This is a genomic window from Pontibacterium sp. (assembly GCF_041587635.1).
Lineage (GTDB): Bacteria > Pseudomonadota > Gammaproteobacteria > Pseudomonadales > Balneatricaceae > Pontibacterium.
The window spans coordinates 1-20218 of sequence record NZ_JBFGYC010000016.1; the positions used below are offsets into that span (position 1 = coordinate 1).

A 20218-nucleotide genomic window follows, 5' to 3' on the forward strand; every position below is an offset into this window, starting at 1 on the left:
CGCTGCACCACCGCGCACACCACCCTGAGAGCACGATTTAACGGCTGTCTGGAAGTGCTTATAAAATGGAATACATCCGGTATGGAACGCTTCACCGTTACGGATCGGACTACCAATCGCTCGAATACGACCAGCATTGATACCGATACCCGCACGCTGAGACACATACTTAACGATAGAGGAAGAGGTCGCATTGATTGAATCCAGGCTATCGCCACACTCAATCAGTACACAGGAGCTGAACTGACGCGTTGGTGTACGCACACCGGACATAATCGGTGTCGGCAACGACAGCTTAAACAGCGACGTCGCGTCATAGAAACGTTTCACGTAGCTGAGGCGTGTTTCCTGTGGATAATCTGCGAACAGACAGGCCGCCACCAGCATATAAAGGATCTGCGGGCTTTCGAAAATCTCACCGGTTACACGGTTCTGAACCAGATACTTACCTTCCAGCTGCTTAACCGCAACATAAGAGAAGTTCATATCACGGCTATGATCCAGATAGTCGTTCAGCTCATTCCATTCTGCTTCGCAATAGTCGTCCAGCAGATGGCGATCATAACGACCGTCATCCACCATTTTATTGACGTGCGAAAACAGATGCGGTGGCTCGAAGCTATTGAACGCACGCTTGCGCAAGTGAAAAATAGCCAGACGCGCAGCCAGATACTGATAGTCAGGCGCAGCATCAGAGATCAGATCAGCTGCGGACTTAATAAGGGTTTCATGAATATCTGAGGTTTTCATACCTTCATAAAACTGAAGGTGCGCTTTGAGCTCAACTTCGGACGGTGATACAGCGTCTAGTCCATCCGCTGCCCAGATTACTACCCGGTGAATTTTCTCCAGGTCGATATTTTCCCGTCGCCCGTCTCTTTTTGTAACCATCAGATCTTGCTGCATCAGACCTTCCACTCGAATGCAAATTATTGTGATGAAACTGGAAAATGTAGTAATTCCGGTATGGGAGATCCCCCCTTAAGGATAACCCTTACCTATATAGCTTCATATACTACGACCAGTGGGTAACAACGCCATAAGCACACAAGATGTTGTATACCCTGAATCGATTTGCACTAAATATAGTCCCCAGCGCGAGGAATGCAATATTGATTTTCAATGACAACTATGCGTTTCTGGAGGCGTGATACAGGGGGATACGGGGAATCATCGGGGCTTCACGGCAATAGCCGTTAAAATGAATTCTTTTCAGTGAATTCAAAAATCACATACACAACATTCATGACATTTTTTTTGAAAATTTTCTACATTTTCCTCTTTACAGCCCCGAGCTAAATCCATAAGATACGCCCTCCTCGTGGTGAGGTTCCCGAGTGGCCAAAGGGATCAGACTGTAAATCTGACGCGCAAGCTTCGGTGGTTCGAATCCACCTCTCACCACCATTTATTGCATCAATTCAGATGTCTGCATCACCTAAGATTCAACACTTCCAATAACATCACTGATATCTACAGATATCATTGTAATGTTTTACATAGAATCACTACTGTTCTGAACAGTTCTGTTTCTGTACAATTCACGCTCAATTTTTAAATCGTCACTCAACAAATCCAGTGGAATTATTGCGATGCGTCTAGCCGAAATCGAAGCAATCATGCTGAATGTTGGACTGGTCCTGTTTGCCGGTTTCATCTTCTTTATCATCTATGATCTGGCGAAAAAATCGAACGCAGGCAAGTTCGGTACTGTAGTCCTGTTCTTTGCTCTGGGCTTGGGACTGGCAGCATTTTTGATTAAGACTGTCGTGGTAGAGTATGTCGGCAACGGCGTTTAGCCTTTAAGACGATCAACATTGAGGTGGCTTAAGCTGTTATTCACAGGGTCCACCTCAAACGCTTTACCAAACCCTACAACATAACTGCCGCTTTGGGGTTTCAGCTTAAACAGGTGAAAATCCGGTAGTCCACGCAACAACTGCACTGTCGCCCCCAGATGCGCTTCCATACTATCCAGTGTCGATACATATCCCGCCGAATCGGTATGAGCTTCTTCTACTTCACAACGGTAGGATAAGCGCTCACGCGCAAACAAATTTCGACTCTCGGTTTCATCCTCTATAAACAATACACTACATACAGGATTCGCCAGCAAGTTCATTGTATGGGCAGCCAGACGGCTGACAAATATACAGAACTCACCCTGCTCATTTCGCCAATATGGTGCGTAACTGATTTCAGGCACCCCCGCTTCAGAGAGCGTTGATAACAGCAAAGAACGCTTACCCTGCTGCAATGCTTGGCAGGATGCTTCATATTCCTTCAGTTCATCTTGTTTCATTGACGCCATTGCTTTTCCTCAAATACGCGTTATACCTAAACATAGGAACACCTCTAGCTGTTTGAAAAATAGCTAAAGGAACCTACATCCCCGACGATGTAATAGAGAAGGGTACACAGAGAAAGGGGAGGTTGTCATGAGCAGCCTACAGGTTTATATCCGTCATCCGGAAGAGATTCCGATTGAGCTTGAACAACTCAATCGTCCGCTCCCTACTTCACATTCCACACAGGGCCTTGGCCTGATCTGCCACTCACACAACATGATTAACGAAGGCTCTGCCGTCGAACTGAGGGTTCCCTTTGTCGAACCCTCGATCACGGTATCCGGTATCGTGAACTGGTGTCGCAACAACGGCCCGGGATTTGAACTGGGTATCGATTTCGATAATCCTGATGCCACGATGCGCATGCGCATGCTGGAACAGCTGTGTCAGATACATCAGTATCGCCTGGATATGCGTGAGGAACAGGGTCGAACACTGAGTCCAGACGACGCTGCGATGGAGTGGATTCAGCGCTATGCCGCACTTTTCCCTAATGATGGCGTATAATGCTCGCTTAAAGGCCTAGATGTTACATACAGGCACTGAGCATATACCTTATCTGAAGGAAAGAGACAGTATGGAGCAGAAAACCGTTGTTGCCGGTGGCGTAGAGATCGCCAACGATAAACCGATGGTTCTTTTCGGTGGCATGAATGTGCTGGAATCCCGTGATCTTGCGATGACCATCGCAGAGTATTACATGGAAGTCACCACCAAACTGAACATCCCTTATGTATTTAAGGCGTCATTCGACAAAGCTAACCGTTCGTCACTGACCTCTTTCCGCGGTCCGGGTCTGGAAGAAGGTCTGAAGATCCTCGAAGAGGTAAAAACGACCTTTAATGTTCCGATTATTTCGGATGTCCATGAACCTTATCAGGCTGCACCTGCCGCCGAAGTATGTGACATTATCCAGCTGCCCGCATTTCTGTCCCGTCAGACAGATCTGGTTGAAGCGATGGCAAAAACTGATGCTGTCATCAATATCAAGAAAGCCCAGTTCCTTGCACCGCATGAGATGAAACACATCCTGCATAAGTGTGAAGAAGCTGGTAACAGCAAACTGATTCTGTGTGAGCGCGGGTCCTGCTACGGTTACAACAATCTGATCGTTGATATGCTGGGCTTCTCTATTATGAAAGAGTTTGGCTATCCACTGATGTTTGATGCCACCCACGCGCTGCAGATGCCTGGTGGCCGTTCTGACTCTGCCGACGGTCGCCGTGCGCTGGCCGCACAACTGTCACGTGCAGGCATGTCACAGGGTATTGCAGGCCTATTTCTGGAAGCACACCCTGATCCAAACACCGCTAAGTGTGATGGCCCTTGTGCCCTGCCACTGGACAAACTGGAGCCGTATCTGGCTCAGATGAAAGCGGTGGATGAGCTGGTTAAATCCTTCCCTGAGCTGGACACGTCAGCTTAAACAAAGCATCTAACTGTTCATCGCTATACAGATTCGGCCAGCCTTGACTATCATAGATAGAAATTTTTGATACGAGCTGGCCCATGGCGACTCTTCCGGCAATTGAATACACCACCCTCGCCCCCGGTCAGACAGTGGGCCCGGCGCAGCACCGCTTCCTTCTGATCAGCAAAACAGCTGATTCTCTGTTCGGGCAGCTTTGGCACGCACAAGACCTCAGTGTTCAAGGACAGCCAACGGTGACGCTGGAGTTTATCCTGCCCACATTGGTCTCTCAGAACAGTGCGATGGAGGCGATCAAACGCTCGGTGACCTACGGCAAAAAACTGCGTCACAAACACCTAACGTTGCTACACGGTTTCTTTCAGAGCGAAAATCAGCCCGTGTTTCTGGTTGCTGAGCAGCTCGATGCCACAACCCTTGCCAGCTTACTAGATAGTGGAAAAACCCAATCCCTGTCTCCAGGCCAAGTCAAAGGATTGTTGTTACAGATCGCGACAGCACTTGATACCGCTTACAGTAGCCAGCACATCAGCCACAACAGTCTCTGTCCTGCCTGTATCTATATCAATCGGGGCCATGGTGTAAAGCTCAGCGGCTTTGCAACGTTTCCGGCACAGGATTATCTGGAAAGCACACGCGCTCATACTCAGCGCTATGACCTCTATCAAGCACCCGAAACCCATACCGGCCAGAACCGCAACCGGACCGCTGATATCTTTTCGCTCGCCTGTATCTGTTATGAGGTTCTAACCGGGCACCCGCCGTTTGCAACAACACAAGACAGGATCCAGTGTGACCCGCTACGCCTGAGCCAACCCAGCCTATTAACCGAGCAGCAGTGGCAACACCTACAGATGGCCCTGTCTACCGAGCCGAAGGCACGTCCAGCCAATGCAATCTCATTGGTAAAAGGTATTTTTCAGCCGGATGAGACAGAAACCAATAGCGCTCCCGCTGATAACCACAATGTAGAACCGAGCACTGATCATTCAGGAGAGGAAGCACATGAACCTCTCCGCTTAAGCGAAGCCGATCTTGCTCCGGAGGCTGGCCCACTAGATAACAGCCAACCGACAACATCCGAAACAGACTCATCCACCGGTTCAAAGCGTCGGTTATTACCATTAGTCACCTTTTGTACCGGCCTTCTGATCGGCTACCTGGCATCCCTGTTACTAACCACTTCCCCTCCTCCTGCCCCTGCCCCTGCCCCTGCGGATATTTCAGTTCCGACAGGACCAACCTCCAAAGCGGCAACAGAGGAACCATCATCTATTAGCGCATCACCCCATACAGAAGGTACAGAATCCTCCTCTGAAGAGGACCATGTTCAGGCCACAGTCAGCGAATCCGAGATAACCTCAGAGCCATCTTCCCTGACGAATACGCAAACAGCAGTATCACTAGCGGCCCAGCTCACAGAGTCTCAAGCACCAAGGACCTTGCTCTTCCGTGATCAAATTACAGTAGATGTGTATGGACCCGATATGGTGGCACTGCCTTCGGGGCGATTTCAGATGGGGGATAATCACGCGATGGGGGACGATAATGAACAGCCACTACATGCCGTCACGATCGAACACCCCTTTGCTCTTTCACGTTACGAAGTGACATTTGCTCAATACGATATGTTTGCTCGCGCCACCCAACGTAAGCTGCCTTCGGATGAGGATTGGGGCCGCGCCAATAGACCGGTGATCAATATTAGCTGGTTGGATGCGCAGGCCTATACAGCATGGCTGGCAAAACAGACGGGGCAACCCTACCGCTTGCCCACTGAAGCAGAATGGGAATATGCCGCACGTGCAGGCACTCAAACAGCGTTTAGCTGGGGCAATGAACCTCAGTCAGGTTTTGCAGTCTGTGATGAATGCAGTAGTGATTGGGGTGGCAGTCAAACCGCTCCGGTTGGCTCTCAACGCCCCAATGCGTGGGGGCTGTACGATATGTCCGGAAACGTGAGCGAATGGGTTGAAGATTGCTACGCCCCCAATTATAACGGCGCACCCGACAATGGAGCCGCACGCCAAGCTGACGGCTGTCACTACCGAGCGATGCGCGGCGGTTCCTGGTTCGATATCATGCGTTTGATGCGGCCGGCAGGTCGTTACCGGCATCCGGCCAGCGCTAGCCAGAATGACTGGGGATTCCGGGTTGCACTGGATCTGCCCGAACAGTTTATTAAGGAGAACAACTGATGAATTTCCGCCCTTTGATGATCTCAATGCTTGTCGCCAGCAGCCTGCCTGTCTACGCCGCTGATGCGCTGACTATTGGGGTGGATCAACGTCAATCCATCGGCCTGACCCTCTACAATCGCGATCTAGCACTGGTACGAGAAACCCGCGAGTTACCACAGATGAAAGCCGGTCAGAGTGTCACTATCGAAGACGTCAGTAAGCAACTGCAGCCTGAAACCCTGCGCATTAAAGACGCAGGTAAGATCTTAGAGCAGAACTTCAATGCCCGCCTGCTCAGCCAACGCGCTATTCTGGAACACTATCTAAACCGAGAGCTGGAACTGGCCCGCACTAATCCTGCGACCGGCGCAGAAACTCTCAGCAAAGCGACGCTGCTCAGCGTAGACAATAATCAGGCATTGATCTCGCGTAACAATCGGGTAGAAACAATTCCATTGAACGGTCAGTGGCGGTTTATCTTTCCTTCACGCCCATCTGAATTGCTGACCAAGCCCAGCCTGAGCTTCCGCAGCAAAGGCACCTCCGGTCAAAGTGACGCTAAAATCAGCTACCTCACCAGCGGCCTGAACTGGACGATGAATTATGTTCTCACCCTGTCTCAGGACGGTGATACCGCTAACTTATCCGGCATGGCCGCCCTGACCAATAACAGCGGCACCAGTTTCCCGGATGCCCGCGTACAACTGATGGCAGGCAACGTAAACACCGTACCCCGTCCACGTATGTATAAGTCAGCCCGACATCAGGAAGCCGCAGTCGCCCTCAGTGCTGCCGCAGACGGCGTTGCGCCACCAGCCCAGATGGAAGCCTTCCACCTGTACGAACTCCCCGGCAAAGTTGATCTGGAAGAGGGACAACAAAAGCAGATCACACTGATGAACAGTGATGATGTGACCCTCAAGCGCACCTATCAGCACGATTTTTTCGTCGGAGCCCATCAGGATAGCCAGCGCTATCGCATCAAACCTAACTTGCGACTGAGCTTCATCAACACTCGCGAAGAAGGTTTAGGACAACCGATGCCTGCCGGTAATATTCGTGTATTCCGCCCCGACACCCAGGATCAACTGCAATTTGTCGGTGGCGCCAGCATTAACCATACGGCAGAAAAAGACCCGGTTAAAATCACACTGGGACAAGCGTTTGATCTGACACTGACCCGTAAGCAAAGTCAGTTCCAGAAAACCTATAATGGATTTTTAGTCGGTCAGGAACTTCGCATTACCAATAGCCGAAACAAACCCGCCACGGTCATCGTCCGGGCGAACTTCCCTTACGAATGGGAACTGGAGCACAGCAGCATACCGATGGAAAAAATCAATGCAGGGGCAGCTCAATGGACTGTTGAGGTTAGCGGGAAAAGTGATCAGGTGCTGAATTTTAGCGTTCAGATGAAAAAGCCCGTACGCAAATGAACCCTTGTGGCCAGTGCGGACTGCCCGACAACTACTGTGCCTGCGGCGATACTTTTGCCGGTACGCTGCCGGTACAGCTTGTCTTGCTACTGCATGAAAACGAACCGATACGTCCCAGCAACACCAGCCGACTGATCCAACAGCTGCTACCACAAGCTACGCACAGCTTTATCTGGCAACGCACTGAGCCGCCGCAAGCACTGCTGGACATGTTACAAAGTGAGCAATATCAACCGTGGTTGCTGTTTCCTGCAGATCGTCCAGACCTGCAACCGCGCCAGAAAACCTATCAACGGGAACATGGAAAAATACCACTGATCGTCGTACCGGACGGCACCTGGAAAGAAGTACGTAAAATTGTACGCAAGAGCCCGTGGCTGAACGACCTTCCCTTGCTGGCATTTGATCCTGACCGGCGCACCCGCTATACGCTGCGCCGTAATCCGGATGACGATCATCTCTGCACAGCAGAAACGGTTGCCGAAGTATTGCGACTGGCCGAGGCGAACAACGCAGCGGAGGAGTTGGATCTGCTCCTGGATCGCTTTCTATCACATTACCACGCCTGGAAGTGCAATCACCCGATCTGAGAACACCGTGTCTAGCGTTGGGGCAGATCAGGCAATGCCTGACTCCAGCGCTCAGCTTCCCGCTCATTTGCGTCGATCCCTAGCTCGCCCTTTTCATTTGCCGCGATCATCCGCCTGATCGCAAGCTGATGTCCCTGGCCCGCTGCCGCCGCATAGTAATGGTGGGATTTTTCAGCATTCTGCTGGAAATAATGTTCAAAACCGTCCTCGAACACCCGCCCCAGTTGATACTGAGCCTTCATATCACCCTGATCCGCTGCCCGTTGCAGATAGATGCCACCCTGGATTTTGTTTTGCACGTCCTCACCCCGAAAGTGCAGCAGATGCCCATACACCGACAAGGCTTTTGTACTGCCATTGTCTGCCGCCAAACGAAACACCTTCATCACAAAACGGTGTTTACGCTCCGACCGCTTAAGAACCGAGGAACGAAACAATGCAAACGCAAACCAGAAGATCACGGGGGACAGTAGATGCATCAACCAGCGCATAACAACCTCAAATTAGAAAATGATGGGCAACTCACAATAACCTGCCAAAGGTTACAAGCAGAACCATTATATCAGCACTCTCTAATCTAAACACGTATCCACAGAGACTGAAGGATTGCAACAAAGGCCTTGTTACCAACAGAAAATTAGGCTAAAACCTTTAGACCCCCAAAAGACATAAACAACCCGCGTTATATATCAAGTAGTTATATGAAGTGTCGCGAACACTATAGCGCAGCAATACGGACTTTCAGGTAACGATTATGAAGATCTTCGAAGACAACTCCCAGTCCATTGGTAACACACCGCTGGTACGACTGAAGCACATCGCGCCAGAAGCAAACCTTCTGGGCAAAGTAGAATCTCGTAACCCCGCAGGTTCCGTGAAGTGCCGTATCGGGGCCAGCATGATCTGGGCAGCTGAAGAAGATGGCAGCCTGAAACCCGGTATGACTATGGTTGAGCCAACCAGTGGTAATACCGGTATTGCTCTGGCTTTTGTTGCGGCATCCCGTGGTTACAAAATCATGTTTACGATGCCCTCTTCCATGAGCCTGGAACGTCGTAAGCTGATGAAAGCACTGGGCGCTGAGATCGTTTTAACTGAGCCAGCGAAGGGTATGAAGGGCGCCATCGAAAAAGCGCAGGAGATCGTCGATAGCGATCCGGATAAATTCCTGATGCTGCAACAGTTCGAAAATCCGGCCAACCCGGCGATTCACGAGAAAACAACCGGCCCGGAGATCTGGAACGACACCGACGGTCAGATCGACATTTTGGTTGCAGGCGTGGGTACCGGTGGCACCATTTCCGGTATCTCCCGCTACATTAAGCAAACTCAGGGCAAAGCGATCACGACAGTTGCTGTTGAGCCGGTCGACTCACCCGTTATTACCCAGGCGATCAACGGAGAAGAGATTAAACCAGCTCCACACAAAATTCAGGGGATTGGTGCTGGTTTCATTCCTAAGAACCTCGATCTGGAACTGGTCGATCAGGTTGAGCGTGTCAGCAATGACGATGCCATTGAGATGGCGCGTCAGGTTGCACAGAAGGAAGGGATTCTGGTTGGGATCTCCTGTGGCGCAGCTGTTTGTGCGGCTCAGCGTATTGCTCAACAGCCTGAAAACAAGGGCAAAAATATCGTAGTAATACTACCAGACTCCGGTGAACGTTATCTGTCATCCGTGATGTTTGAAGGTATGTTTACCGAGAACGAAACCCAGCAGTAATTGCTACTCTACACAGCCAGACATAAAAAAACCGGGTATAACCCGGTTTTTTTATGTCTGTAACTAAGTGGCTGAATTGTCAGCGAATACTTAGTGAATCAGCTCACGAATCGACTCATGCGTCGGAAACTGTGTACATTTGTCGACAATCACGTTTCCGTCACGACTACGAGTAATGGTGTACCAGCTTGCGTTGCGCTCCTGATCTGCGTAAAAACCATTCACAGAAAAGTTCTCACCATCTACTGCCAGCACTGCAATCGTGCGGCTTTTAAACTCGGTTGACATCCAGTCGCTCCCATTTTGTTGTTATAAGATTTTATCATTTTTGTAGTTTTACTACATACAATCTTAGCGTAGTCCGGAAATTTAACAAGGGTATTAATCGATCACGACGGTTTTATGACATACTGCCCCGCATACATGAGCATGGACATGGATAGGTATCAGGGTGAAAAGTAGTTTTCTGCCAGGTGGATTAGTTTTAGCGTTTTTAGTCGCGTGGTTACTGCCAGAAGCGGGCGTCCTATTGAAGGACTGGGGACTAATTCCGTGGATGGTCGTGACCATCTTTATCGTCAACGGGTATCAAACCAACCTCAGCGAACTACCGCGCAGTAAAAGCTTTGTCGTCGCAATGAGCGTAACTGCAGTTATCGCCCTGCTTGTCAGTCCATTTATCGGTCTGGGCGTTGCTTCAGCCTTAGGTATGGGTGCAGGATTTACACTAGGACTGGTCGTAAAAGCGACGGTTCCACCTACTCTTTCCACCTGTATCGTCATGACTCAGTTGGCGGGAGGTTATGGTGCGTGGGCACTGATCATGACACTGGCCCTGAATATCGTTGGCATCTTTACTATCCCATTTATGCTGGACCTGACACTGGATGGCATCGGTGAAATTGTCATCGATCCTCTGCCACTACTGCAAAAGCTGGTGATGTTGGTGTTATTGCCGTTTCTGGCAGGCCTTGGGTTACGCCGAATCGCAACCATAGACCCTAAACACCTCGTACTACAGTATCTGCCCTCCACCTGTGTCATTCTGACCGTCTGGATGGCGCTGTCTGATTCCTCGGAGATATTCCAGTCACTGGATTTGATAACACTCGCGTCTATAGGCTTTGCAGCGCTGAGCGTTCACCTGATATTGCTCGCACTCTGCTGGGGTGTCAGCAAACTACTTAAACTGGAATGGAAAGCCGCTATTGCGGTGATTTTGACCGGATCACAGAAAACCTTACCGGTTGCCGTGAGTGTACTAACGGCACTGAACCTGCCGATGGGTGAAGCGCTGCTGGTCTGCGTGCTGTTTCACTTTCTGGTGTTATTTGGCGATGCTTTACTGGTTCCTTACTTGAAACGCCCGCTCAACGAGCAGGCGTAGTAATCAGCGGTCGAGTACAGGGAAATTAACTGCCCAGTTCGGCCAATCCTTCCACAGAAGGCGCAAAGAACGCAGCACCCGTCACTGCGCGGGTGTATTTCAGCAGGTGATCGGTATGCCCTTCTCCATCACCGCTCACCATACTTTCCAACATCAACCGGAAGTTCTGATTATTTCGGCAGTAGCTGGCAAACAGTAAACCACACGCCTGCATGTCACCATAAGGCATACTGTGACGCAAAATCTCTACTGAGTTACCGCTGCTGTCTTTCAGCGAGGTGCGTTTTGTATGGGCGGTGAGTGCCTTATCAGCACCTGCGTATTCGATATTCTCCGCTTTAGTACGTCCCATAATGTCCTCCTGCGCTTTAACCTGCAGGCGGTTCCAATGGGCCATATTGTGAACATAGCGTTGAATATGAATGTAGCTACCGCCATAAAAACTGCGATCTTCATCCCCGACAACAGCCACATCCATACGATGCTCTCCCTCGGGATTTTCCGTACCATCGACAAAGCCAGTCAAATCACGGCTGTCCAGATAGCGGAAACCTTCCACCTCTTCCACCAGCTCAACCGCATCTCCCAGTTGTGAACTCAATGCCGTGGCAAACTGAAAGTTAAGGTCTTTACGTTCAGAACGAATATGGAATAACAGATCAACCGGGGTGAACGGGGCAACATTTTCACCATTCTCCAGTGCCGGAAACGGTGCTAATTCAGCGGGACGTTTATGCGCACTCAGACGGTCCCAATATCCGCTGCCAATTGCAGCGACGGCGTGAAAATCAGCGTCAGGATATTGCGTTCGATATTCAGCTTCCAGCGCAGGAATCTGGCGCAACACGTTCAGAACGCTGGCCAGTGCGCCTTCAGCGCTGGACTGGTTATAAGTCAGAAATAAAGCAGCGCTATTCGCCGCGGCGGTAATACCCAACTGGGGACGAGCGGACATATGAAACTCCCTGTGCTCATAGAGAAAACAAGAAAAGTATAACCAGCCAGCGGGGAGAGGGGTATTTGATTTCAATAAAGAGGCTGATAGGTAGCAGCTATAGAGCAATGGATAGAAATATTCAATTCACAAAAAAGGGCCGGCAATGCCGACCCTGATCAGAACGTAACTCGCTTATTCGCCGGTTGCGACCGGACGTGCCGGATCGCGAATCCACTCACTCCAGGAACCGGCATAGATTCTTGCACCACTTAATCCGGCAACTTCCATCGATAACAGATTATGGCAGGCCGTTACGCCCGAGCCGCAATAATGCACAACCGTATCTGCGGCACGGCCATCCAACAGTGCACGCCACTCCTCTGATAGCTGGTCCGCGGACTTAAAACAACCGTCCTGCAGATTATCCGTCAAGGGACGGTTCAATGCGCCAGGAATGTGCCCTGCCACCGGATCAATCGGTTCTTGCTCACCACGATAACGCTCCGCGCCGCGGGCATCGATCAAAGTGACATGCGCCTTAGACGTCTCACGGATCACTTCGTCCACCGACAAGTTCATACCTGCACGCCGGTGAGCGGTGAAGTCACCCTCCTCTGGCTCGGCAACATCCTGAGAAACGACATAGCCTTGTGCGGTCCACTGAGGGAAGCCACCGTCAAGCAATGCGACGGCATCATGCCCTAAATAGCGTAGCAACCACCATGTACGCGCGGCCATCGCGCCACCGCAGTCATCATAGACGACAACCTGCTGGTCCTTCTTAAGTCCACTCTGCTGTAACTTGGCGGACAACTTATCCACATCGGGCAATGGATGACGACCGGTTGTCGGGAGAATAGGCGAAGAGAGGTCATCATCCAGATGCATAAAAACTGCGCCCGGCAAATGCCCCTCATTGTACACACGCTGCCCATAGTCGATATCCGCCAGACTGAAACGACAATCCAGAATCATCACACGATTATCAGATATCAGTGTGTTCATATCTTGGGCGGTAATCAGCGTGTTATACATTGTCTTCTCTCTGTTTATCACTGTGTGAGCAGATCAGCCCAGTAGTTCGGCCAACTCTTCGCGCAACAGATCCAGTTCGTTCTGAGCCTTCTGCTTGGCTTTCTTCTTCAGACGTTCAACTTCTGCTTCTTTGCTGGCAATCAATGCCTGAGCCGCCGCTGATTTGTCATCTGCAGCCTGAACTTCATCCAATTGCGGTTTTAGCTGCATCAAAATACCCCGACGACGACCCGCTTCTGCGCGCGCCATCGCTTCTTCAGAGACTTCTTTCTTTTTCTTCTCTGCTTTCACGCTGCTGGCAACATGGGTCAGAGGGCGGATACCCGCCGCAATGCGGACTTTATCCAGCAGGTCAGAGGACTTCTCACGCGCTTTAACAGCACCTTTTTCCAGTACAGCTTCAACGTCTGCCGGGTTCGCCATCAGCTCGTTATATAGCGCACGTGGCTGACTCAGCTTAGCGTCCATAAACTCGAACAGCTCTTTCTTCGCATCACCCCAGCCAATGCCATTGAGAAACTTGTCGTGCATCTGCTGCTGTTCCGCATCATCGGCAAAACAGCTGTATAGCTGGAACAGTGTGCTGTCATTTGGATCTTTCGGCTCACCCGGCATGCGGGTATCCGTTTTGATCTGATTGACCAGCTTGCGCAATTCATCGGAGGAGCAGAACAAAGGAATGGTATTGTCGTAACTCTTGGACATCTTACGACCGTCCAATCCCGGAATCAGCTGAGTCTGCTCATCAACCAACGCTTCAGGCAACGTAAACAGCGGCTCATAGGTATGGTTAAAACGACCGGCCACATCACGCGCCATCTCGATATGCTGAATCTGATCCTTACCCACCGGGATAATATCGGCGTTGAACATCAGAATATCCGCTGCCATCAGGATCGGATAACTGAACAGGCCCATGGTGACGCCGTCGTCCAGATCCTGCTTGCCCGCATCACGGTTCGCATCAACGGACGCTTTATACGCGTGAGCACGGTTCATCAGCCCCTTGGAGCACATGCAGGTCAGAATCCAGGTCAACTCCGGGATTTCAGGAATATCGCTCTGACGATAGAAGGTTGTCACATCCGTATCCAGACCCATGGCCAGCCAGGTTGCCGCCACTTCACGGGATGAGCGCGCAACACGGTCTGCATCATGGCATTTAATCAACGCATGATAATCCGCCAGAAAAAAGAAGCTGCTGTATTCCGGGTTGCGGCTCGCATCAATCGCGGGCTTGATTGCACCCAGGTAGTTACCCACATGTGGAGTGCCTGTAGTCGTGATACCGGTCAGGACCGTCTTCTTGTTCATGAAACTCGATACTCTGGAATCTGGAATAAAATTTGACCGCTATAATAGCCTAAATCACTACTAATGGCGCGTGCTAAGAGGGCGACTCCGCCTTCCCTTCTACTAAAAGCAGTGTTAAAAACAATGTCTTAACTCTCTAACAGCAGTGTGTCTCTTTTATGTCTGAATCGCTTGCCTCCTGGATCTCTCTCTCCGGCTTTATACTCTCTGCGCTGGTCCTTTTTGTACGCGCCCCTGATCGGTCAAGTCACACCATCATGATGAACCTGCTTACCGCCGTATTATGTTTGTTTGGAGGCTTCCTGATTGCCGCGGCACTCATGAAACTCAGCGGCGGGATTGCAAACCCGATCGTAAACTCTGTTCTCGTAGTTGTTGGCGCACTGGCATGTGTGACGGCAAAAGAGATGCTATCTATCCGCAGAAAGACCAAGTAAACAAGTCGGGTTTGACAGTTTTACTGTCCTGATTAACACCCTAATCGATACCTTTTAAAGTTGTTGGGAGAGTGTGATGGACATGTCCGTGCACAGCCTGAATACCCTGTTTGACCAGCTAGGCCTGCCAAGCAGCGATAAGGATATCGAACACTTCGTCAGTACACATCGCCTCTACCGTGGAGGCATTAAGCTGACAGAAGCAACTTTCTGGACCTCCGCGCAATCCAGTTTTCTGAAAGAATCACTGGACTCTGATTCTGACTGGAGCGAACTGGTCGATGAACTGGACAGCATGCTACGACACTGACAGGTAGCCCCTTATTTCTCAAAAGGCCGCACAAAATGCGGCCTTTTTTGTTGCGGGTCTGGCGCGTATTATGAGGACCAAACTGGGTTAAGGATTGATAGAACCAATGCTGATTGTTATTTCCCCTGCGAAAACACTGGACTATGAAACCACGCCGGTGACTGACATTTATAGTCAGCCGGGTTTCCTCAACCACTCCGCCGAACTGATCGAGCAACTTCGGACTCTATCCGTTCAGGACGTGGCCGAACTGATGAAGCTGAGTGACAAGCTCTCCAGCCTGAATGTCGCCCGCTTCGAAAGCTGGACACCCGAGTTCACCATCGACAACGCAAAACAGGCATTGCTGGCGTTTAAAGGTGATGTCTATGCAGGTATGGATGCCGAAACGTTCAGTGCAGAAGATTTCGAGTTTGCCCAAGACCACCTGCGTATTCTCTCGGGCCTGTATGGTCTGCTGAAACCGCTGGATCTTATGCAGCCCTACCGGCTGGAAATGGGTACCAAGCTGGCGAATGGCCGTGGTAAGGATCTGTATCAGTTCTGGGGCAATATCATTACGGATACGCTGAACGAGCAGCTGGTCAGCGAACAAGTACTGATCAATCTGGCCTCCAACGAGTATTTCAAAGCCGCGAAAGCGAAGAACATCTCCGCGCGTATCATTACACCGGTCTTTAAGGACTGGAAAAACGGTCAGTACAAGATGATCAGTTTCTATGCCAAGAAAGCACGCGGCCTGATGAGTCGATACATCATCCAGAATAAGCTGGAAAACCCAGAGCAATTAAAGGAATTTGATCTGGACGGCTATCGTTTCGCAAACAGCATGTCCGAAGGCGATACCTGGACCTTTATCCGCGATCACGAAGAGTGAGCCCCCCTCCTTAGGTAAAAAAAAGCGACCCCATGGTCGCTTTTTTAATACTTATAGCCGAACGGATCCGTCTTTACGGTTGCTCGATACCGACGATAATCCAGTCTGCATTCTCAACTGTAGTATCGCGGGTCAGGTGCCAGATCTCGTTAAATTCCGTAGTCTGATCGGAGTCTTCTTTCAACCAGCCGTAGAAGTTAATACTCACAACTACATGATCAGATTCAGTAATGAAGTTAGCCATTTCAGCCATCACCGAAACGACTTCAGTACTCTGGTTTTCAGGCTGCTTAGCACGTTCATTTTTCAACGCTGTCAGCAACTCTTCCGAGGTATAGGTCGCAATCTCATCCCAATTGCTGTTGTCCCATTCGCGCTGCAGGGTAGTGAAGTGAGAACGAGCACCTTCCAGAAAATCTTCCTGATTGAACCATGCTGGCGTTTCCGGTTCCGCATTTCCTAAGCCAGAGCTGAATGCAGGCGTAGGTTTAACTTCCTCTGCGGTTGCTGTCGGTGCGGTATCAAATGCACTGCGCTTCTGTTGACGCTCCGGACGTAACTCATATTGCGCGCCATCTGTTGCGTACTTCGGCGGCCGCTGAGATTGCCGGTACATCGAGAATATTTTGTATGCGATAAAGGCGATACCTAAGACAAGTAAAATATCCATAAACTGGATACCTTCAAATCCACCACCAAAGAACAACGCTCCCAACAGCCCACCTGCCAGAAGACCCGCCATCAAACCACCGAAACCACTACGCTTCTTGGTCGGTTGCTGAGTTTTCGATGCCGTATTTGTTGCACTTTGTTTGTTCTGGGTTGGGGCCGGCGCGACCGTCTTCTTCGGAGTAGAGAAGGACTTACCGAAGGAGGAACCACCGCCCAAGCGTTTCGCTTCAGCGTAATCAACGGTAAACGTAAAGCTAGCCAGGACAACCATCAGGCTGACGAGAAAAGTACGCATAAAACTTCCTAATTAAGTAATTTCATTCGTTTCAGGGTATCGGCAATGACCGCCAGATAGATACCGGCAAATATTAATACCACACCCCAAAGATGGAAAGAGTATAACGCTTCTCCCAGAAAGAGAACCGATAACAACAAACCAAAGACTGGCATCAGATGAATAAACAGCCCTGCAACCGCAGCGCCCAGCTCTTCAACCCCTTTATTCCAAAAGATATATGCAAGAATCGATGGAAAGATCGCCATATAGAGGACGGTCGCAATAACCGAACCACTCCACTGAATAGGAGGACTACTCTGCTGCTCCCACACGCTCAGCGGTGCCAGTACAATCACGGCAATCACCACTGTAACACCAAAAAAGGTAAAACCGTCTAACCCTTTTGGTTTCCAACGCAGACCCACAGAATAAACCGCCCATACGAGAATGGCCCCAATGATCCACAGATCCCCCTGATTAAACTGCATCTCGGTAATCACACTCAGTTGCCCTTGCGATACAAGAACAGCCACGCCGCTGAAGGAAAGCGCCACCCCAATCCATCGCCGAGGTGAGCCTCGCTCACCCAGAAAGATCGCGCCTATCAGAAGAATGACAATAGGTACCATCGACTGCATCAGCACAGCATTTGTCGCCGTTGTATCCTGTAACCCGAGATACACCTGAGTATTAAAGCCCGCCACACCTACCACACCAAAAAAAATCAGCTTGGCAAGATTCGCCTTAATCACCCCACGGGATTTCCAGATCCGCGGCAATAGCCACGGCGATATGATCAGCAACGCCAGCGACCAGCGAGTAAACGCCATCGTAATGGGAGGTAGATCCAAGTGCATAGCACGCGCCAGCACAAAGTTGCCCGACCAGAAGAGCGTGGTCAGCACGAGCAGAATATACGCCAAGACAGTTTCCTTATTGCCGGTTTAACAACCGAGAGAGCAGATTACCGGTGGGTTCATTACCGGTTTGCAGGTAGTGCAGCGTGTTGAAGTTATTCATCGTCCACTCCATACGCCGTAATGACTTACTTTTACCACAAAACAGAATCTCATCACCGGGCTTCAGCAAATCCAATTCACCGGGCAAGATGTCATACATGCCGCCGCTGTGCAGCATGAGAGGGAAAGCAGATAACTTTTGCTGACGATCCCGTGGATCTTTCAACAATATCCCCAACTCAACGTCACCACCGCTATTGAGTAACTCCATCAATGCTGGCGAGTTCTCCTCATCGACCTTGACTGACCAGCTGTCCAGCTCCTCTTCCTTGGCAACACTGTTCATCCGGTTAAGCAATGTATGCGCCCAAACATCGTCATATGCCTGCATCTGTTCGATAAACACCGGCAGTAACGGCGATTTCAGATGTGCCAGTACACGATTGGCAATAATCTGCCCCGGCTCCATCACAAAATCGGCTTTGGAATTCTTAAAGACTAACTTATTCGCGTGCACATTCTGCCGTACGACCGTGATCAACTTTTTGTTCATTTCACGGGCGGTCATTATGATCGACAGATTATCGGCATCATTCGCTGTACCCGCGATGATACCCACCGCATCTTCAACCCCCGCTTCACTTAGCGTCATCGCTTCCGTGCCTTTGCCACGAACCATGTACGGCAGGTCTGTATCCAGTGAAAGATTACTGTCCACGACGGTCAGATCAACATCATCCTCATCAAACTCACGATAGAGCGCACTACCAAAGCGACCATAGCCACAAATGATCCACCGTCCTTTAGTTTTTTGATAGGCACTGGAAAGCGGACGATGATAGGGATTCACCAACCAGTCATAGACCAGATGGGTGTACGGCGCATGGGCCGCCAACGAAAGATACTCGGCATACACCCGAAACGGATTGACCACCTGATCGGTACCAAAAGAGAGCAGATTCGCGGTCGTGACGTCCTCTTCCGTACGGCTGATCACCATCCGTTCCGGACGCAGTAATTTACTGGCAATCGCAATCGACAGGTTGACCTGATCGACGTTGGTCAGCGCCAGCACGCCGACACATTTGTCATGCTGTAAACCCGCATCATCTAATACATCCGGCAGAGACGCATCCGCACATAACCCCGGTACTTCAAACTGCAGTTCACCTGTTGTTTCCACCGCATCGATACGCCCCTCGTCCAGATCAACCACCACTGAACGGATACCACGCTGTGCCAGTTTTCGAACAATGATCGACCCGGTCACACCATATCCACAAACCAGATAAAATGGCTCGGTCATGTTATCTACTTTGCGCACAAATGAACGACGCCGCAGCATACGCCCAAATACAGGTTCCTGTACCAATGCCAAAATGGTACCGATGCCATAGAGCCAGGCGATAACCGTGGCGTAGATCGTAGCCAGCGTCCACATACGTTGTGCATCGGTAAACGCATACGGGATCTCACCAAAACCGATGGTGGATCCCATAAAAGATACGAAATAGACCGCATGGAAGAAATCCATACGATAAACATTGCCCTGATCATCCATACCGGGAATCAGCACAAAGCCGAGGATAGATCCGGCATACACCAGGATCATCGTAATCAGCGGTACCCGCAGGCGCCTGAACAGTGCATAAAGGACGTTATTCATGACCGCGTTCCATCATCAGTCAGGCAGCCTGTCAGCGCCGTACCATGATGGTCTCAACCATCAGCAGAATCACAGAGATCACGTTGGCAAGCAACGCGCCGCCACTGAGTGACACCACACTACTCATATGGGAAGGTGTCATACCGACTCCGCTGATCTGTTCAGCATATCCCCAGATCATCGCGGCAACGACTAACTGCAGATCAGCCACCAGAGAGGTCGCCATCATTGACGCCCCCAAATGGGTACGATCACCAAATTTCAATACGGTACAGATCAGGCTGACAACGATTGCGGCAAAAAACTCAAAGACATTGTGATGCTCCGGGTTATCGATCTCCCCCAGAAAAAAACCAAAGTTCACGGTCAGTGCCAGTACGATAAAGAACGCGAATATCACTTTCTCTTTGTTCATGAAGTCCTTCCTGAATTCAAACCGTTATCAGCATATATCCGCTCGATTGTATCACTGTGATCCCCGGCAGATCGCAACCAGTCGAGAATAGTGTCGGGGTGGTGGCCTTTTATACGCGCCAAACTGCTGCTGAAACAGATCCAAAACATGGAAAAAGCTGTTCAGTTTGTTTTGAAAGACCTGAAGGATCACCCTGCTGCGGTTACCTATTTTCTTTTTGCGGACA

22 protein-coding genes and 1 tRNA gene are annotated in these 20218 nt (G+C 50.3%); 12 read left to right on the forward strand and 11 right to left on the reverse strand.

Annotated features, from left to right (window positions below; translation table 11 throughout):
* The coding region (locus tag ABYW01_RS02050) for a ribonucleotide reductase N-terminal alpha domain-containing protein (RefSeq protein ID WP_372830892.1) at nt 1-906 on the reverse strand (906 nt) is incomplete at its 3' end.
* Nucleotides 907-1323: 417 nt separating this feature from the next.
* Here ABYW01_RS02050 and ABYW01_RS02055 point away from each other — a divergent pair.
* Nucleotides 1324-1407, forward strand: a tRNA-Tyr gene (locus tag ABYW01_RS02055).
* A gap of 185 nt (nt 1408-1592) precedes the next feature.
* On the forward strand, nt 1593-1799 hold the full coding sequence (locus ABYW01_RS02060) for a DUF2788 domain-containing protein (protein ID WP_372830893.1): 207 nt from the start codon (nt 1593-1595) through the stop codon (nt 1797-1799).
* On the opposite strand, the gene ABYW01_RS02065 is transcribed toward ABYW01_RS02060, so the two are convergent.
* Nucleotides 1796-2311, reverse strand: coding sequence for a HugZ family protein (locus ABYW01_RS02065; RefSeq protein ID WP_372830894.1), 516 nt, complete (start codon nt 2309-2311; stop codon nt 1796-1798). The two genes, ABYW01_RS02060 and ABYW01_RS02065, sit on opposite strands and share 4 nt — an antisense overlap.
* A gap of 127 nt (nt 2312-2438) precedes the next feature.
* On the opposite strand from ABYW01_RS02065, the gene ABYW01_RS02070 reads away from it, so the two are divergent.
* The 5 genes from ABYW01_RS02070 to ABYW01_RS02090 all read left to right on the forward strand — a co-directional run bounded on the left by ABYW01_RS02070 (nt 2439) and on the right by ABYW01_RS02090 (nt 7983).
* The gene (locus ABYW01_RS02070; protein WP_372830895.1) at nt 2439-2855 is read left to right on the forward strand and encodes a PilZ domain-containing protein; all 417 of its coding nucleotides are present in this window, start codon (nt 2439-2441) and stop codon (nt 2853-2855) included.
* 70 nt (nt 2856-2925) lie between these two features.
* Complete coding sequence (gene kdsA / locus ABYW01_RS02075; RefSeq protein WP_372830896.1) at nt 2926-3774, forward strand: 3-deoxy-8-phosphooctulonate synthase; 849 nt, start codon at nt 2926-2928, stop codon at nt 3772-3774.
* An 83-nt stretch (nt 3775-3857) separates the two neighbouring features.
* Nucleotides 3858-5975, forward strand: coding sequence for an SUMF1/EgtB/PvdO family nonheme iron enzyme (locus ABYW01_RS02080; RefSeq protein ID WP_372830897.1), 2118 nt, complete (start codon nt 3858-3860; stop codon nt 5973-5975).
* A complete protein-coding gene (locus tag ABYW01_RS02085) occupies nt 5975-7393 on the forward strand; it encodes a DUF4139 domain-containing protein (RefSeq protein ID WP_372830898.1) in 1419 nt (472 codons plus the stop codon). Before ABYW01_RS02080 ends, ABYW01_RS02085 begins: the two co-directional genes overlap by 1 nt.
* The gene (locus ABYW01_RS02090; protein ID WP_372830899.1) at nt 7390-7983 is read left to right on the forward strand and encodes a tRNA-uridine aminocarboxypropyltransferase; all 594 of its coding nucleotides are present in this window, start codon (nt 7390-7392) and stop codon (nt 7981-7983) included. Before ABYW01_RS02085 ends, ABYW01_RS02090 begins: the two co-directional genes overlap by 4 nt.
* Nucleotides 7984-7994: 11 nt before the next feature.
* On the opposite strand, the gene ABYW01_RS02095 is transcribed toward ABYW01_RS02090, so the two are convergent.
* Nucleotides 7995-8474, reverse strand: coding sequence for a tetratricopeptide repeat protein (locus tag ABYW01_RS02095; protein ID WP_372830900.1), 480 nt, complete (start codon nt 8472-8474; stop codon nt 7995-7997).
* Nucleotides 8475-8737: 263 nt separating this feature from the next.
* Here ABYW01_RS02095 and cysK point away from each other — a divergent pair, with 263 nt between their 5' ends.
* Nucleotides 8738-9706 carry a cysteine synthase A gene (cysK, locus tag ABYW01_RS02100; protein WP_372830901.1) on the forward strand — a complete coding sequence of 323 codons (969 nt, stop codon included), beginning with the start codon at nt 8738-8740 and terminating at the stop codon, nt 9704-9706.
* A 90-nt stretch (nt 9707-9796) separates the two neighbouring features.
* On the opposite strand, the gene ABYW01_RS02105 is transcribed toward cysK, so the two are convergent.
* The gene (locus ABYW01_RS02105; RefSeq protein ID WP_193952190.1) at nt 9797-9994 is read right to left on the reverse strand and encodes a hypothetical protein; all 198 of its coding nucleotides are present in this window, start codon (nt 9992-9994) and stop codon (nt 9797-9799) included.
* A 163-nt stretch (nt 9995-10157) separates the two neighbouring features.
* Here ABYW01_RS02105 and ABYW01_RS02110 point away from each other — a divergent pair, with 163 nt between their 5' ends.
* Nucleotides 10158-11093, forward strand: coding sequence for a bile acid:sodium symporter (locus ABYW01_RS02110; RefSeq protein ID WP_372830902.1), 936 nt, complete (start codon nt 10158-10160; stop codon nt 11091-11093).
* 25 nt (nt 11094-11118) lie between these two features.
* Here ABYW01_RS02110 and ABYW01_RS02115 read toward each other — a convergent pair whose 3' ends face one another.
* The 3 genes from ABYW01_RS02115 to ABYW01_RS02125 all read right to left on the reverse strand — a co-directional run bounded on the left by ABYW01_RS02115 (nt 11119) and on the right by ABYW01_RS02125 (nt 14379).
* Entirely contained in the window at nt 11119-12048 is a 930-nt protein-coding gene (locus tag ABYW01_RS02115; RefSeq protein ID WP_372830903.1) for a Dyp-type peroxidase, read from the reverse strand.
* Nucleotides 12049-12222: 174 nt separating this feature from the next.
* Nucleotides 12223-13065 carry a sulfurtransferase gene (locus ABYW01_RS02120; protein WP_372830904.1) on the reverse strand — a complete coding sequence of 281 codons (843 nt, stop codon included), beginning with the start codon at nt 13063-13065 and terminating at the stop codon, nt 12223-12225.
* Nucleotides 13066-13098: 33 nt separating this feature from the next.
* Nucleotides 13099-14379: a tryptophan--tRNA ligase gene (locus tag ABYW01_RS02125; RefSeq protein WP_372830905.1), complete on the reverse strand. Its 1281-nt coding sequence runs from the start codon at nt 14377-14379 to the stop codon at nt 13099-13101.
* Nucleotides 14380-14537: 158 nt separating this feature from the next.
* Here ABYW01_RS02125 and ABYW01_RS02130 point away from each other — a divergent pair, with 158 nt between their 5' ends.
* The 3 genes from ABYW01_RS02130 (at nt 14538) to yaaA (ending at nt 16003) form a co-directional block, all read left to right on the forward strand.
* Entirely contained in the window at nt 14538-14816 is a 279-nt protein-coding gene (locus ABYW01_RS02130; RefSeq protein WP_372830906.1) for a hypothetical protein, read from the forward strand.
* 76 nt (nt 14817-14892) lie between these two features.
* A complete protein-coding gene (locus tag ABYW01_RS02135; protein WP_372830907.1) occupies nt 14893-15126 on the forward strand; it encodes a DUF2789 domain-containing protein in 234 nt (77 codons plus the stop codon).
* 106 nt (nt 15127-15232) lie between these two features.
* Nucleotides 15233-16003, forward strand: coding sequence for a peroxide stress protein YaaA (gene yaaA / locus ABYW01_RS02140; protein WP_372830908.1), 771 nt, complete (start codon nt 15233-15235; stop codon nt 16001-16003).
* A gap of 73 nt (nt 16004-16076) precedes the next feature.
* On the opposite strand, the gene ABYW01_RS02145 is transcribed toward yaaA, so the two are convergent.
* From ABYW01_RS02145 to ABYW01_RS02160, 4 genes are read right to left on the reverse strand one after another with little or no spacing between them, the layout of a single operon-like run.
* Nucleotides 16077-16970: a Tim44 domain-containing protein gene (locus tag ABYW01_RS02145; protein ID WP_372830909.1), complete on the reverse strand. Its 894-nt coding sequence runs from the start codon at nt 16968-16970 to the stop codon at nt 16077-16079.
* 8 nt (nt 16971-16978) lie between these two features.
* The gene (locus ABYW01_RS02150; RefSeq protein ID WP_372830910.1) at nt 16979-17875 is read right to left on the reverse strand and encodes a DMT family transporter; all 897 of its coding nucleotides are present in this window, start codon (nt 17873-17875) and stop codon (nt 16979-16981) included.
* Between the two features lie 10 nt (nt 17876-17885).
* On the reverse strand, nt 17886-19577 hold the full coding sequence (locus tag ABYW01_RS02155; RefSeq protein WP_372830911.1) for a TrkA family potassium uptake protein: 1692 nt from the start codon (nt 19575-19577) through the stop codon (nt 17886-17888).
* 31 nt (nt 19578-19608) lie between these two features.
* Nucleotides 19609-19992: a DUF6394 family protein gene (locus ABYW01_RS02160; protein ID WP_372830912.1), complete on the reverse strand. Its 384-nt coding sequence runs from the start codon at nt 19990-19992 to the stop codon at nt 19609-19611.
* Nucleotides 19993-20218 lie beyond the last annotated feature (226 nt).